Here is a 14,279-nt window from a genome sequence, read left to right on the forward strand (position 1 = left end):
CCCTCCCCTTACGCCACGATGCACAGCAGCTCGCCACCGACGCCGGCAGCGCGTGCCTTGCGATCGGTCATCAGGCCACTGGAGGTGGACAGGATGGCAACGCCGAGGCCGTTCATGACCTTCGGAATTTCGGTGGTGCCCTTGTACACGCGCAGGCCGGGACGGGATACGCGCTCGATGCGCTCGATCACCGGACGACCAGCGTAGTACTTGAGCTGGATATCAAGAACAGGTTTCTTGGCTTCGCCAGCGATGGCGAAGTCTTCGATATAGCCTTCTTCTTTCAGCACCTGAGCCAACGCTACCTTCAGCTTCGAGGACGGCATGGAAACAGCCACCTTGGAAGCGCGTTGACCGTTGCGGATGCGGGTCAGCATATCGGAAATAGGATCATGCATGCTCATTTATGTGTCTCCTATTACCAGCTGGCCTTCACAACACCCGGGATCTCGCCTTTGAGGGCGATTTCGCGGAGCTTGTTACGACCCAGACCGAATTTACGGAACACGCCACGCGGACGACCGGTGATGGCGCAGCGACGACGCTGGCGGACCGGGGAGGCGTTGCGCGGCAGCTGCTGCAGTTGCAGGCGTGCGGCGAAACGCTCTTCTTCCGAGAGGCTCTGGTTGTTGATGACGGCGAGAAGCTGCTCACGCTTGGCGGCGTATTTGGCGGCCAGCTTTACGCGCTTCTCTTCACGGTTAATCAGTGCAAGTGTTGCCATGTGCTTAACCCTTGAACGGGAACTTGAACGCGGCCAGCAGAGCGCGGGCCTCTTCGTCAGTCTTCGCCGTGGTGGTGATCGTAATGTTCATACCACGCAGAGCATCGATCTTGTCGTAGTCGATTTCCGGGAAGATGATCTGCTCTTTGACACCCATGTTGTAGTTGCCACGGCCGTCGAAAGACTTGCCGGAAACACCACGGAAGTCACGTACGCGCGGCAGGGCGATGGTCACCAGGCGGTCGAAGAACTCGTACATACGTTCGCGACGCAGGGTTACCTTGCAGCCGATCGGGTAGTGGTCGCGGATCTTGAAGCCGGCGATCGATTTGCGGGCGGTGGTAACGACCGGTTTTTGACCGGACAGTTTTTCCATGTCGCCCACGGCGTGTTCCATGACTTTTTTGTCAGCCACGGCTTCGCCGACACCCATGTTCAGGGTGATCTTTTCGATGCGCGGTACTTCCATGATCGACTTGTAGCCGAACTGTTTCATCAGATCGGGTACGACAGTTTCTTTGTAGAAATCGTAGAGACGTGCCATGTTGACTCCTTACGCCCCGATAACTTCGCCGGAGGACTTGAACACGCGAACCTTGCGGCCGTCTTCAAGAACCTTGAAGCCTACGCGGTCAGCCTTCTGGCTAGCCTGATTGAAGATGGCCACGTTGGACACGTCAATCGGCATGGTCTTTTCAACGACACCGCCAGCCACGCCACGAATCGGGTTCGGCTTCTGGTGCTTCTTGACAACATTCACGCCTTCAACGACCAGCTTGCCCTCGAGGACACGCAGGACGGTGCCACGCTTACCTTTGTCTTTACCGGTGATTACTACGACTTCATCACCTTTGCGGATTTTAAGCATGCGTATCCCCTTACAGCACTTCCGGCGCCAGCGAAACGATCTTCATGAAGCGTTCGGTACGCAGTTCACGCGTTACCGGCCCGAAGATACGAGTGCCGATGGGCTCGAGCTTGGTGTTGAGCAGTACGGCGGCATTGCCGTCAAACTTGATCAACGAGCCGTCCGGACGACGCACGCCCTTGGCGGTGCGAACTACAACCGCGTTGTAGACGTCGCCTTTCTTGACGCGACCGCGCGGAGCAGCATCCTTGATGCTCACCTTGATGATGTCGCCAACGCTTGCGTAGCGACGCTTGGAGCCGCCCAGCACCTTGATGCACATAACATGCTTTGCACCGGTGTTGTCAGCGACCTCAAGCATGGTCTGCATTTGGATCATGTGTGATTACCTTTCTATCCAACTTAACCCGTCACTTTCGTCCGCGTTAAGCTCGAAGAGTCGAACTACGACAGACGAAACGCCACAGCCAAAGCTGCGGCGTGTCAAACGGCCAGTTTTGGACCCCGTAAAGGGCAGAATCCTGCCCTAACGAGGCAGGAAAATGGCCATTATACAGAGGGGTTGCCCCCTCTGCAAGCACTCACACCAGGCGAGACTTCTCGACCAGTGCGGTCACTACCCACGACTTGGTTTTCGAGAGCGGGCGGGACTCGCTGATTACCACGATGTCGCCAGCCTTGAACTCGTTGTTCTCGTCATGCGCGTGAAACTTCTTGGAACGACGGATGATCTTGCCGTAGATCGGGTGCTTAACCTTGCGCTCGACCAGCACGGTCACGGTCTTGTCCATCTTGTCGCTGACTACTTTGCCGGTCAGCGTACGTACGACTTTGGTTTCGCTCATATTCAAGCCGCCTTCTCTTTCAGAATGGTGCGGACGCGAGCGATGTCGCGACGCACTTTCTTCAGTTCACTGTTCTTGGTGAGCTGTTGGGTGGCGTGCTGCATACGCAGCGCAAACTGAGCCTTCAGAAGGCTGAGCAGTTCGGCCTTCAGCTCGTCTACACTCTTGGCTTTGAGTTCGGACGCTTTCATCACTGACCTACCTGTCTAGTCACAAACACAGTCGGGATCGGCAATTTGGCTGCGGCCAGACGGAAAGCTTCGCGAGCGAGTTCCTCGGAAACACCATCCATTTCGTACAGCATCTTGCCAGGCTGAATTTCTGCAACGTAGTACTCAGGGGAACCTTTACCGTTACCCATACGTACTTCAGCAGGCTTGGACGTAATCGGCTTGTCCGGGAAGATGCGAATCCAGATGCGGCCACCACGCTTGATGTGGCGGGTCATCGCACGACGCGCAGCTTCGATCTGACGGGCGGTCAGGCGACCGCGACCAATAGCCTTAAGACCGAAATCACCAAAGCTCACTTTGTTGCCACGAGTAGCGATACCCGTGTTGCGGCCTTTTTGCTGTTTACGGTACTTGAGTCTAGTTGGCTGCAGCATTGCGAGGCCCCTTTCTCATTTTCTTCTCGGGAGCGACCGGAGCGGCAACGACCTGACCCGGCTTCGACTCACCCTTGTATACCCATACCTTGATGCCGATCACACCGTAGGTGGTCTTGGCTTCGGAGGTTGCATAGTCCACGTCAGCACGCAGGGTATGCAGGGGCACGCGGCCTTCGCGGTACCATTCGCTGCGGGCGATGTCGATACCGTTCAGACGACCGGAGGACATGATCTTGATGCCCTGGGCGCCCATGCGCATTGCGTTCTGCATGGCGCGCTTCATGGCGCGACGGAACATCACGCGCTTCTCCAGCTGGGAAGCGATGCCGTCGGCGATGATCTGTGCGTCGAGCTCAGGCTTGCGAACTTCTTCGATGTTCACATGCACCGGCACGCCCAGGCGCTTTTGCAGTTCTTGTTTCAGGATTTCGATGTCCTCGCCCTTCTTGCCGATCACGACACCCGGACGGGCGCTGTGAATGGTGATGCGGGCGGACTTGGCCGGACGCTCGATGATGACGCGGCCGACGCTGGCGTGAGCCAGACGTTGCTTCAGGAAATCGCGAACATCGATGTCCTGTTTCAGCATGCCGGCGAAATCGTGACTATTGGCAAACCATTTGGATGCCCAGTTCTTAGTTACGGCAAGACGGAATCCCGTCGGATGAATCTTCTGACCCATAACGTACCCCTTAATTGCCCACAGTCAACGAGATGTGGCAGGTCTGCTTCTCGATGCGATTACCGCGGCCCTTGGCGCGAGCGGAGAAACGCTTCAGGCTCGGACCCTTGTCAACGAAGATGGTTGCCACCTTGAGGGTGTCAATGTCGGCACCTTCGTTGTGCTCGGCGTTGGCGATAGCGGACAGGAGCAGCTTCTTGATCAACTCGGCGCCTTTTTTCGGGCTGAAAGCCAGAATGTTCAGGGCCTCATCGACGGACTTGCCGCGGATCAGGTCTGCCACGAGGCGGCCTTTCTGGGCCGACAGTCGGGCATTGTTCAGATATGCAGATACTCTCATCGCTTCACCTTATCGCTTCTTCGCCTTCTTGTCGGCCGCGTGGCCTTTGAAGGTACGAGTCAGGGAAAATTCGCCCAGTTTGTGGCCGACCATGTTTTCGGACACATAAACGGGTACGTGGGTGCGACCGTTGTGTACGGCGATGGTCAGACCAATGAAATCCGGCAGGATGGTCGAACGACGCGACCAGGTCTTGATCGGACGCTTATCACTGGTCGCACGCGCCGCGTCTACCTTCTTCAGAAGGTGCAGATCAACAAACGGGCCTTTTTTCTGCGAACGTGCCATGTCAATTACCCTTTATTGGAATAGCGGCGGCGTACGATCATGTTGTCGGTACGCTTGTTGCGACGGGTACGGAAGCCCTTGGTCGGAGTGCCCCACGGGCTGACCGGTACGCGACCTTCGCCGGTACGGCCTTCACCACCACCGTGCGGGTGATCAACCGGGTTCATCGCAGTACCGCGAACGGTCGGACGGATACCACGCCAGCGGTTCGCACCGGCCTTACCGATCTTGCGCAGGCTATGCTCTTCGTTGCCGACTTCGCCAACGGTGGCGCGGCAGTCAACGTGCACCTTGCGGATTTCGCCGGAGCGCAGACGCAGCTGGGCATAAATGCCTTCGCGCGCCAGCAGCATGGCGGAAGCACCGGCGGAGCGGACCATCTGGGCGCCGCGGCCAGGCTGCAGCTCGATGCAGTGAACCGTGGTACCAACCGGGATGTTGCGGATCGGCAGCGCGTTACCCGCCTTGATCGGGGCTTCGGCGCCGGACAGCAGAACGTCGCCAGCCTTCACGCCACGCGGAGCGATGATGTAACGGCGTTCGCCGTCTGCATAGCACAACAGGGCAATGTGAGCGGTACGGTTCGGATCATATTCAAGACGCTCCACCTTCGCCGGGATTCCATCCTTGTTGCGACGGAAGTCGATGATGCGGTAGTGCTTCTTGTGACCGCCACCCTTGTGACGGGTAGTGATGTGACCGTTGTTGTTACGGCCACCGGTCGAGCTTTTCTTCTCAACCAGCGCAGCGTGCGGCGCACCCTTGTGCAGGTCGGGATTCACGACCTTGACGAGCGAACGACGGCCCGCGGAAGTCGGTTTAACTTTTACGATAGGCATGCTCTATCTCCTTACTCGGCAACCGCGGTGGTCAGATCGAGTTCCTGACCCTGCACGAGGCTTACGTAAGCCTTTTTCCAGTCCTTGCGGCGGCCCATGGTACGGCCAAAGCGCTTGACCTTACCCTTGACGTTCACGGTGGAGACACTCTCAACCTTGACGTTGAACAGCATTTCCACTGCGGCCTTGATTTCCGGCTTGGTAGCGTCGGTTGCGACACGGAAAACCACTTGCTGGTTTTTCTCGGCAACGAACGTGCTCTTCTCGGAGACAACCGGAGCAAGAATTACTTGCAACAGACGTTCTTGATTCATGCCCACTGCTCCTCCAGTTGCTTCACGGCGTCACGGGTGATCACGATCTTCTTGAAGCGCAGCAGGCTGTAAGGATCAACCTGTTGAGCCTCGATCACCAGCACGTTCGGCAGGTTGCGAGACGAGAGATAGAGGTTTTCGTCCAGTTCCTTGGTGATGAACAGAGCCTGTTCCAGGCCCATCGACTTCACCACGCCGACGAATTCCTTGGTCTTCGGGGTTTCGACCGAGAGACCGTCAACCACGATCAGACGCTCGTCGCGAACCAGTTGCGACAGGATGGCCGCCATGCCGGCGCGGAACATCTTGCGGTTGACCTTGTGGCTGTAGTTTTCGTCCGGGCTGTTCGGGAAGGCACGACCACCACCACGCCATACCGGGGACGAAGACATACCGGAACGCGCACGGCCGGTACCCTTCTGACGCCACGGCTTTTTGGTGGTGTGGTTGACTTCGGCGCGGGTCTTCTGCGCACGGTTGGCGCTGCGGGCGTTAGCCAGGTAAGCGGTAACGACCTGATGCACCAGTGCCTCGTTGTATTCGCGGCCGAACAGGGATTCGGACGCTTGCAGACCTTCTACGGCCTTGCCTTGAGCATTGACTACTTTCAGTTCCATCACGCACCCGCCTTCACGCTAGGACGCACGACAACGTCGCTGTTCTTGGCACCGGGAACGGCACCCTTGACCAGCAGCAGCTGACGCTCAACGTCGATACGAACAATTTCCAGGCACTGAACGGTAGACTTGGTGTTACCGTACTGACCTGCCATGCGCTTGCCCGGCAGAACGCGGCCCGGATCCTGAGCCTGACCGATGGAACCCGGCGTGTTGTGCGAACGGGAGTTACCATGGGAGGCGCGGTTCGACGCGAAGTTGTGGCGCTTGATGACACCGGAGAAACCCTTACCCTTCGAGGTGCCGGTGATGTCAACGATCTGACCCACCTGGAAAATCTCAACGGAGATGGCATCGCCCGGCTTGTAGCCGGAGAGTTCTTCCGCGGACAGGGTGAATTCGTGCAGACCACGACCGGCTTCAACGCCAGCCTTGGCGTAGTGACCGGCAGCAGCCTTGTTGACACGGCTTGCCTTGCGAGCGCCATAAGTCACTTGCAGGGCGGTGTAGCCGTCAACATCGGCCGTTTTGATTTGCGTAACGCGGTTGGCGGACATGTCCAGCACCGTAACCGGGATGGATACACCATCGTCGGCGAAGATGCGGGTCATGCCGACTTTGCGTCCGACAAGACCTTTACTCATGTTTATTTCCTTTTGCAGGTGCCGACTACGATTGGCCGGCATACAAAAACAAAAGCGGACTCGCAAAATTGCGAGTCCGCTAATGTATCACAGAAAATTCAAGCGCCGCAAGCACTTAGCGTGCTTGCTGACTCTCTTCCGTAATTACTGCAGCTTGATTTCCACATCAACGCCGGCCGGCAGGTCGAGCTTCATCAGAGCGTCAACCGTTTTGTCGGTCGGATCAACGATATCCATCAGACGCAGGTGAGTGCGGATTTCCAGCTGGTCGCGGGAAGTCTTGTTCACGTGCGGCGAACGCAGAACGTTGAAACGCTCGATCTTGGTCGGCAGCGGAACCGGGCCCTTGACAACGGCGCCAGTGCGCTTGGCGGTTTCGACGATTTCCTGAGCGGAACGATCGATCAGGTTGTGGTCGAACGCTTTGAGGCGGATGCGGATACGTTGGCTTTGCATGTCTGTTCCTAATTAAGCGACGATTTTAGAAACGACACCGGCGCCGACGGTACGGCCACCTTCGCGGATGGCGAAACGCAGGCCTTCTTCCATGGCGATCGGGGCGATCAGTTCCACGGCGAAGGTTACGTTGTCACCCGGCATTACCATTTCCACGCCCTCTTCCAGCGTAACCGAACCGGTCACGTCGGTCGTACGGAAGTAGAACTGCGGACGATAGCCCTGGAAGAACGGAGTGTGACGACCGCCCTCTTCCTTCGACAGAATGTACACGCTGCCGGTGAACTTGGTGTGCGGGGTGATGGAACCCGGCTTGGCCAGTACCTGACCGCGCTCGACTTCTTCACGCTTCGTGCCGCGCAGCAGTACGCCGACGTTGTCGCCTGCCTGACCCTGGTCCAGCAGCTTGCGGAACATTTCAACGCCCGTGCAGGTCGTCTTCGCGGTGGCCTTGATGCCCACGATTTCGATTTCTTCACCGACCTTGATCACGCCACGCTCAACACGACCGGTCACAACGGTACCGCGGCCGGAGATCGAGAACACGTCTTCGATCGGCAGCAGGAACGGCTTGTCGATCGCGCGTTCCGGCGTCGGGATGTAGCTGTCCAGCGCGTCGGCCAGGCGGAAGATCGCCGGTTCGCCGATGTCGGACTGGTCGCCTTCCAGCGCCTTCAGAGCCGAGCCCTTGATGATAGGCAGGTCGTCGCCCGGGAAATCGTACGACGACAGCAGGTCGCGCACTTCCATTTCCACCAGTTCCAGCAGCTCTTCGTCATCCACCATGTCGCACTTGTTCAGGAACACGATGATGAACGGAACGCCTACCTGACGAGCCAGCAGGATGTGCTCGCGGGTCTGCGGCATCGGACCGTCAGCGGCCGAGCACACCAGAATCGCGCCGTCCATTTGAGCGGCACCGGTAATCATGTTCTTCACGTAGTCGGCGTGACCCGGGCAGTCAACGTGAGCGTAGTGGCGCGAAGCCGTTTCGTACTCAACGTGAGCGGTATTGATGGTAATACCGCGGGCCTTTTCTTCCGGCGCGCTGTCGATCTGCGAGTAGTCTTTCGCTTCGCCACCGAATTTCTTCGACAGAATCGTGGTGATAGCGGCGGTCAGCGTGGTTTTACCATGGTCAACGTGACCGATGGTGCCGACGTTTACGTGCGGTTTTGTCCGCTCAAACTTTTCTTTTGCCATTTTGCAAAATCCTTGATTAAAGAACGATAAAGATCGGGACCGGCCCCGGAAGGGCCGGCCTCAGCGCGCATTACTTCTTGGCGTTGGTCACGGCGTCGGCAACGTGCTTCGGCGCCTCGGAGTAGTGCTTGAACTCCATGGAGTACGTAGCACGACCCTGAGTCAGCGAACGCAGCGTGGTCGAGTAACCGAACATTTCGGCCAACGGGACTTCGGCACGAATCTTCTTGCCGCCCAGGCCGTCGTCATCCATGCCTTGCACGATACCGCGGCGGGAGGACAGGTCGCCCATGACGTCGCCCATGTACTCTTCCGGGGTCTCGACTTCCACGGCCATCATCGGCTCGAGCAGAACCGCGCTGGCGCGGCGCATCGCTTCCTTGAACGCCATGGAACCGGCCAGTTCGAAGGCGATTTGCGACGAGTCGACATCGTGGTAGGAACCGAAGGTCAGACGCACACGTACGTCCACCACCGGGTAGCCGGCGACAATACCGGTGGACAGGGTGTTCTGGATACCCTTGTCCACGGACGGGATGAATTCGCGCGGAATCACGCCGCCCTTGATTTCGTCCACGAACTCGTAACCACCACCTTCGCCCAGCGGCTCCAGGGTGATGACGCAGTGACCGTACTGCCCCTTACCGCCGGACTGCTTGACGTGCTTGGCTTCGACATCGGTAACGGTCTTGGTGACGGTTTCGCGGTAAGCAACCTGCGGAGCGCCGACGTTGGCTTCCACGCCGAATTCACGGCGCATGCGGTCAACCAGAATTTCCAGGTGCAGTTCGCCCATACCGGAAATGATGGTCTGACCGGATTCTTCGTCGGTGCGCACGCGGAACGACGGGTCTTCCTTCGCCAGGCGGTTCAGGGCAACGCCCATCTTTTCCTGGTCGGCCTTGGTCTTCGGCTCAACGGCGACGTGAATCACCGGCTCCGGGAACTCCATGCGCTCGAGAATCAGCGGAGCGTCGGACGAACACAGGGTCTCACCGGTGGTCACTTCCTTCAGACCGATGGCGGCGGCGATGTCGCCGGCGCGAACTTCTTCGATCTCTTTACGCTCGTTGGCGTGCATCTGAACGATACGGCCGATACGCTCTTTCTTGCCCTTGACGGAGTTCAGGACGGAGTCGCCGGACTTCACCACGCCGGAATAGACGCGGAAGAAGGTCAGCTGACCGACGTACGGGTCGTTCATCAGCTTGAACGCCAGTGCGGAGAACGGCTCGTCATCGGAGGCCTTGCGGACCGTCGGCGTGCCGTCTTCGTTCTCGCCCGGTACCGGGGGAACGTCGATCGGGCTCGGCAGCAGGTCGACAACGGCGTCCAGCATGCGCTGAACACCCTTGTTCTTGAACGCGGAGCCGCACAGCATCGGCTGGATTTCGCAACGCAGGGTACGCTGGCGCAGACCGTAAACAATTTCCTCTTCGGTGAGCTCACCGGTTTCGAGGTACTTGTTCATGGTGTCTTCGTCGACTTCGGCGGCGGCCTCGACCATCTTCTCGCGCCATTCCTGGGCAACGGACACGAGCTCAGCCGGGATTTCGCCGTATTCGAACTTCATCCCCTGGGAAGCTTCGTCCCAGATGATGGACTTCATCTTCAGCAGGTCGACAACACCGGTAAAGCCGTCTTCGGCACCGACCGGAACCACGATGGGCACCGGATTGCCGCGCAGACGGGTCTTGACCTGTTCCACGGCGCGGAAGAAGTTGGCACCCTGACGGTCCATCTTGTTCACGAACGCGATACGCGGAACCTTGTACTTGTTGGCCTGACGCCATACGGTTTCCGACTGGGGCTGAACACCGCCCACCGCGCAGTAAACCATCACGGCGCCGTCCAGAACGCGCATGGAGCGCTCGACTTCAATAGTGAAGTCAACGTGTCCCGGGGTGTCGATGATGTTGAAGCGGTGCTCCGGATACTGCAGGGCCATACCTTTCCAGAAGGTAGTGGTAGCAGCGGAGGTAATCGTAATACCGCGCTCCTGTTCCTGCTCCATCCAGTCCATGGTGGCAGCGCCGTCGTGAACTTCACCAATCTTGTGGTTCACGCCGGTGTAAAACAGAATGCGTTCGGTGGTGGTGGTCTTACCAGCATCGATGTGAGCGGAGATACCGATATTACGGTAGCGCTCGATAGGGGTTTTCCTAGCCACGGCCTTAACCTTGTAGGTTGGGTTGAATTAGAAACGGAAGTGCGAGAACGCCTTGTTGGCCTCAGCCATGCGGTGAACTTCTTCACGCTTCTTCATTGCGCCGCCGCGGCCTTCAGCCGCATCGATCAGTTCGCCGGCAAGACGCAGATCCATGGACTTTTCGCCGCGCTTGCGGGCGGCGTCGCGCAGCCAGCGCATGGCCAGCGCCATACGGCGTGCGGGACGAACTTCAACAGGAACTTGATAGTTGGCACCACCAACACGGCGGCTCTTCACTTCGACCACCGGCTTGGCGTTGGAGATCGCGGCGTTGAACACTTCGATGGCGTTCTTGCCGGTTTTCTTTTCGATCTGGTCCAGCGCGCCGTAGATGATGCGCTCGGCAACCGACTTCTTGCCGTCGATCATCACGACGTTCATGAATTTGGAGAGATCCTGGCTACCGAATTTCGGATCAGGCAGGACATCACGCTTGGGGACTTCTCTGCGTCTTGGCATTTTAATTCCTTAAACTATTCAGTTGAGCTTTAGCGCTCATGGTTACCCATAAGGGAGCAACCACTTACTCGACGGCACTCGGCCGCCGTTCCAAACCCGACAAGCGCTTACTTGGGACGCTTGGCACCGTACTTGGAACGAGCCTGTTTACGGTCCTTGACGCCTGCGGTGTCGAGGGAGCCGCGAACGGTGTGGTAACGCACACCCGGAAGGTCCTTGACACGACCGCCGCGGATCAGCACGACGCTATGTTCCTGCAGGTTGTGGCCTTCACCGCCGATGTACGAAATGACTTCGAAACCGTTGGTCAGACGCACCTTGCACACTTTACGCAGAGCCGAGTTAGGCTTCTTCGGAGTGGTGGTGTAAACACGGGTGCACACGCCACGCTTTTGCGGGCAGGCATCCAGCGCGGGCACTTTGCTCTTCGCCGTGGTGGCGAGGCGGCCTTTGCGCACGAGTTGGTTGATGGTTGGCATTACTATCAGTTCCTAGTTGATATCCCCACAACGGCAACATGCCGCCATGAGAGAGGCTGGATTATAGTTGAGTCAAACATGGGGGTCAATCGAAATGACGGCGCGCAAAACCGCTTAGCCCTTGAATGAGCAGCATTTTTTCCGGCCACCCTGTTTCACGCTCCACGCTCCCCGCACCTGCGCTTCGGCATGCCGCCGACGGTCACTTCCGGTGGCCCACCTCCTGTTGAGGAAATTTCGACACGAAAAGACGTAATGCGCACATGTCGTGGCCTTCGTGCCTACCGTAGATTCGGCCTTCCTCATTATCTTCAAAGGGAAGATTCATTATGGCCCATCACGGTCCACTGACATGCCTCCTGGCTGGAGCCACCTTCATCACCACCGTCCATGCGCAGGCCGCCCACCCTTCGCCCATCCGTCATGAAACATCATGGTTGCAATCCAGCCTGACGCCCGTCACCGTGCGTGTGATTGGCGCTCATGCGCTTGTCGACGATATCATCGTCGGCGAATGGGATAGCGTCCGCGCCGAGGGTGTACCCAGTTTTCATGTCGGCGCGCCGGATAAATCCGCCAATGGCGAGGTGCACGCAGCGACCGCGCATTTTGTCAGAACCTGGCCTCGCGGCATCGTGCCCTATGAGTTCTCGCGCGACTATCCCGAGAGCGGAAAACAGATGTTCGAGCAAGCCATCCGTCACTACGAGGAAAAAACCGGCATACGGTTCATTCCGAGAAACGGCCATGGCAGCTACATTCGCCTGAACACAAGCATCGACGCCTGCTACACCTACCTTGGCATGGCCCACGACGCCCGCAATATATACATGACCCACGGCTGCGCGGGCGACATGAACTCGAATCTTCATGAACTCGGCCACATACTTGGCCTGATTCACGAGCATCAGCGCGCCGACCGTGACACGTACATCCGCCCCTCGCCTTTTTACAAATGGAGTTCGCAATGGGTTCATGAGTCGGGTACACGCGAGCTGACTCCATACGACATCAACTCCGTCATGCATTACCGAAGCGGTTATACAATGGAAAGCGGCCACAGTAACCGCACATTATCGCGTAACGCGCTCTCGCCCGGCGATATCCGCGGCCTTGCCCAACTCTATCCGGAAGCGGCGCAACGTGTCGTTCCCGAACAACCGGGGGTCGGACGGCTCCCGTCATCGCCAGGCATTCCGGGCATGCCCGCCACGCCACGCTCCCCTTACCCCCAGGTCCTTCCTCCCCGTCCCCGCACTCCACCGGAAGGGAACGCCGCCCTGCCCGGGCAAGGCGGCCTGATCCGCGACAGCACTGGCCAGCGCTGCCTCGGCATTTCATCGGTGAAATTGCCCGGATTCGAGGACGATTATCAGAAAACCCGGCTCGAACACTGCGATGGGCGACCCTCTTTGCGCTGGTATCTGGGCAAGGACGGCAAACTGCGCAACACCAGTCTCGGACCCGATCAATGCCTGGGGGGATTTGTCGCAGGCGCGGGAGAGACGGTCATGCAGCCCTGCAACGGAGGAGGAATACAACGATGGAACCTCGACGCGGGACGGCTTCGCAATCCCGTCGCGATGAACCTGCCGCTTGCCATCATAAGTGTCAGGGACGGTCTCATCGGGACAGGATGGTCCGGGACCCCGGCTTCCAACTTTCTTAACTGGCACCCGGAAGGCGCGACCGCACCTCCGCCTCCCGTACCGGATCGTCAGTACACCGGCCGGTTGTCCGACACGACGGGTCACCGCTGCCTGAGCGTGATGCGCAATCGCCCCAACAGTCCCCATTGGGACATTTCGATGCAATACTGCAACGCTTCACCGCGGCAGGAATGGAAGCTGGACGGTTCACGGCGGTTGCGCAGCGAGTCGCTGCCCGGCTACTGCCTGGGTGGCGATATCCGCAACCAGGATATCCGGATGGAGCCATGCAGTGGCGACGCCCGCCAGCAATGGCACTTCGATGGCGCACATTTGCGCAGCGTTGCGCATACCGGACATGCAATGCGCAAGCTGCCAGCCGGCCCTGTTGTCCTGAACATGCTGACCCAGTGCCCGCAGTTCGACTTTGTCTGGCGAGCATCGCCGGCCAGCCGCGGCCAGGGCCGGAATGAATCGAAGCCCGGCGCGTCCGGTTCAAGCCCGGGACACCCGGCACCCACTCCCTTCGTCCGGACTCCTCCGTCGATCATGGCGTCCGGGACTCGTCCCGCTTCCGTACCACAGGCGGCGTCGCGCAAGGGCTTGTTGACCAGGGCGACCGGCCAGTGCCTCACGGTCGATCCGTACGGCCCGGCAAGGCTTTCCGGGACGCGTTACCTGTCCATGCAAACCTGCACCGGCTCGGCGCTGCAACGTTGGGAGCTCGATGCTGCCGGCAAGCTCGCCAGCGCCGGCCTGCCGGGTTACTGCCTGGATAGCGAGTCGCCCACCCGCGGCTTCGCATTAATGCGGCGATGCGCAAACGGCGCGGCGATGCGCTGGAATTACCGAAACCAGCGACTTGAAAACCGTCAAACGCCTTCGATGGGAATTCGCTATAACGAGCAGGGTAGTGTGTACTTCGACGAGTTCGATCCGGCGAACTACACCCACACGCTGTTGTGGAAGCCCGGACAGTGAGCGGACGGCCCGCCATAGGGTAAAAAAAACGCCGCTCCTCCTTTCGGAGGAACGGCGTTTTCCTGTCTGCGA

The 14,279-nt window shown here is 58.8% G+C and carries 21 protein-coding genes; 1 reads left to right on the plus strand and 20 read right to left on the minus strand.

Annotated elements, in window-relative coordinates; translation table 11 throughout:
* Window positions 1–8: 8 nt before the first annotated feature.
* From rpsH to rpsL, 20 genes are all read right to left on the minus strand, one after another.
* Window positions 9–404, minus strand: a complete 396-nt coding sequence (gene rpsH / locus JNO50_RS17700) for a 30S ribosomal protein S8 (protein WP_189534222.1) — start codon at window positions 402–404, stop codon at window positions 9–11.
* Between the two features lie 14 nt (window positions 405–418).
* The gene (rpsN, locus tag JNO50_RS17705; RefSeq protein ID WP_189534220.1) at window positions 419–724 is read right to left on the minus strand and encodes a 30S ribosomal protein S14; all 306 of its coding nucleotides are present in this window, start codon (window positions 722–724) and stop codon (window positions 419–421) included.
* A gap of 4 nt (window positions 725–728) precedes the next feature.
* Window positions 729–1,268 carry a 50S ribosomal protein L5 gene (gene rplE / locus JNO50_RS17710; RefSeq protein ID WP_189534218.1) on the minus strand — a complete coding sequence of 180 codons (540 nt, stop codon included), beginning with the start codon at window positions 1,266–1,268 and terminating at the stop codon, window positions 729–731.
* A 9-nt stretch (window positions 1,269–1,277) separates the two neighbouring features.
* A complete protein-coding gene (rplX, locus tag JNO50_RS17715) occupies window positions 1,278–1,592 on the minus strand; it encodes a 50S ribosomal protein L24 (RefSeq protein WP_189534216.1) in 315 nt (104 codons plus the stop codon).
* Window positions 1,593–1,602: 10 nt separating this feature from the next.
* A complete protein-coding gene (rplN, locus tag JNO50_RS17720; protein WP_189534214.1) occupies window positions 1,603–1,971 on the minus strand; it encodes a 50S ribosomal protein L14 in 369 nt (122 codons plus the stop codon).
* Window positions 1,972–2,173: 202 nt separating this feature from the next.
* Window positions 2,174–2,437, minus strand: coding sequence for a 30S ribosomal protein S17 (gene rpsQ / locus JNO50_RS17725; RefSeq protein WP_189534211.1), 264 nt, complete (start codon window positions 2,435–2,437; stop codon window positions 2,174–2,176).
* A 2-nt stretch (window positions 2,438–2,439) separates the two neighbouring features.
* The gene (rpmC, locus tag JNO50_RS17730) at window positions 2,440–2,628 is read right to left on the minus strand and encodes a 50S ribosomal protein L29 (RefSeq protein WP_189534209.1); all 189 of its coding nucleotides are present in this window, start codon (window positions 2,626–2,628) and stop codon (window positions 2,440–2,442) included.
* On the minus strand, window positions 2,628–3,044 hold the full coding sequence (gene rplP, locus JNO50_RS17735; protein ID WP_189534208.1) for a 50S ribosomal protein L16: 417 nt from the start codon (window positions 3,042–3,044) through the stop codon (window positions 2,628–2,630). Before rplP ends, rpmC begins: the two co-directional genes overlap by 1 nt.
* Window positions 3,028–3,729 carry a 30S ribosomal protein S3 gene (rpsC, locus tag JNO50_RS17740; RefSeq protein ID WP_189534205.1) on the minus strand — a complete coding sequence of 234 codons (702 nt, stop codon included), beginning with the start codon at window positions 3,727–3,729 and terminating at the stop codon, window positions 3,028–3,030. The genes rplP and rpsC overlap by 17 nt, the downstream gene beginning before the upstream one ends.
* Window positions 3,730–3,739: 10 nt before the next feature.
* Window positions 3,740–4,069 carry a 50S ribosomal protein L22 gene (gene rplV / locus JNO50_RS17745; protein ID WP_189534203.1) on the minus strand — a complete coding sequence of 110 codons (330 nt, stop codon included), beginning with the start codon at window positions 4,067–4,069 and terminating at the stop codon, window positions 3,740–3,742.
* Between the two features lie 9 nt (window positions 4,070–4,078).
* The gene (gene rpsS, locus JNO50_RS17750) at window positions 4,079–4,357 is read right to left on the minus strand and encodes a 30S ribosomal protein S19 (protein WP_028536833.1); all 279 of its coding nucleotides are present in this window, start codon (window positions 4,355–4,357) and stop codon (window positions 4,079–4,081) included.
* A gap of 5 nt (window positions 4,358–4,362) precedes the next feature.
* Window positions 4,363–5,196, minus strand: coding sequence for a 50S ribosomal protein L2 (gene rplB, locus JNO50_RS17755; RefSeq protein ID WP_189534201.1), 834 nt, complete (start codon window positions 5,194–5,196; stop codon window positions 4,363–4,365).
* Window positions 5,197–5,207: 11 nt separating this feature from the next.
* Window positions 5,208–5,516, minus strand: coding sequence for a 50S ribosomal protein L23 (gene rplW, locus JNO50_RS17760; protein WP_215796420.1), 309 nt, complete (start codon window positions 5,514–5,516; stop codon window positions 5,208–5,210).
* Window positions 5,507–6,127 carry a 50S ribosomal protein L4 gene (gene rplD, locus JNO50_RS17765; RefSeq protein WP_189534197.1) on the minus strand — a complete coding sequence of 207 codons (621 nt, stop codon included), beginning with the start codon at window positions 6,125–6,127 and terminating at the stop codon, window positions 5,507–5,509. Before rplD ends, rplW begins: the two co-directional genes overlap by 10 nt.
* A complete protein-coding gene (gene rplC / locus JNO50_RS17770; RefSeq protein WP_189534195.1) occupies window positions 6,127–6,771 on the minus strand; it encodes a 50S ribosomal protein L3 in 645 nt (214 codons plus the stop codon). Before rplC ends, rplD begins: the two co-directional genes overlap by 1 nt.
* Window positions 6,772–6,915: 144 nt before the next feature.
* Window positions 6,916–7,227: a 30S ribosomal protein S10 gene (gene rpsJ / locus JNO50_RS17775; RefSeq protein ID WP_189534193.1), complete on the minus strand. Its 312-nt coding sequence runs from the start codon at window positions 7,225–7,227 to the stop codon at window positions 6,916–6,918.
* Window positions 7,228–7,239: 12 nt separating this feature from the next.
* Window positions 7,240–8,430 (minus strand): elongation factor Tu, encoded by a 1,191-nt coding sequence (tuf, locus tag JNO50_RS17780; protein WP_215796421.1) that lies wholly within the window; start codon window positions 8,428–8,430, stop codon window positions 7,240–7,242.
* A 70-nt stretch (window positions 8,431–8,500) separates the two neighbouring features.
* Entirely contained in the window at window positions 8,501–10,600 is a 2,100-nt protein-coding gene (gene fusA, locus JNO50_RS17785; protein WP_189536873.1) for an elongation factor G, read from the minus strand.
* A gap of 27 nt (window positions 10,601–10,627) precedes the next feature.
* Entirely contained in the window at window positions 10,628–11,098 is a 471-nt protein-coding gene (rpsG, locus tag JNO50_RS17790) for a 30S ribosomal protein S7 (RefSeq protein WP_189536871.1), read from the minus strand.
* Between the two features lie 107 nt (window positions 11,099–11,205).
* The gene (gene rpsL / locus JNO50_RS17795) at window positions 11,206–11,577 is read right to left on the minus strand and encodes a 30S ribosomal protein S12 (protein WP_189536869.1); all 372 of its coding nucleotides are present in this window, start codon (window positions 11,575–11,577) and stop codon (window positions 11,206–11,208) included.
* A gap of 329 nt (window positions 11,578–11,906) precedes the next feature.
* Here rpsL and JNO50_RS17800 point away from each other — a divergent pair, with 329 nt between their 5' ends.
* Window positions 11,907–14,207 carry a ricin-type beta-trefoil lectin domain protein gene (locus tag JNO50_RS17800; protein WP_189536867.1) on the plus strand — a complete coding sequence of 767 codons (2,301 nt, stop codon included), beginning with the start codon at window positions 11,907–11,909 and terminating at the stop codon, window positions 14,205–14,207.
* Window positions 14,208–14,279: the final 72 nt, after the last annotated feature.

This window comes from Paludibacterium paludis, assembly GCF_018802605.1.
Lineage (GTDB): Bacteria > Pseudomonadota > Gammaproteobacteria > Burkholderiales > Chromobacteriaceae > Paludibacterium > Paludibacterium paludis.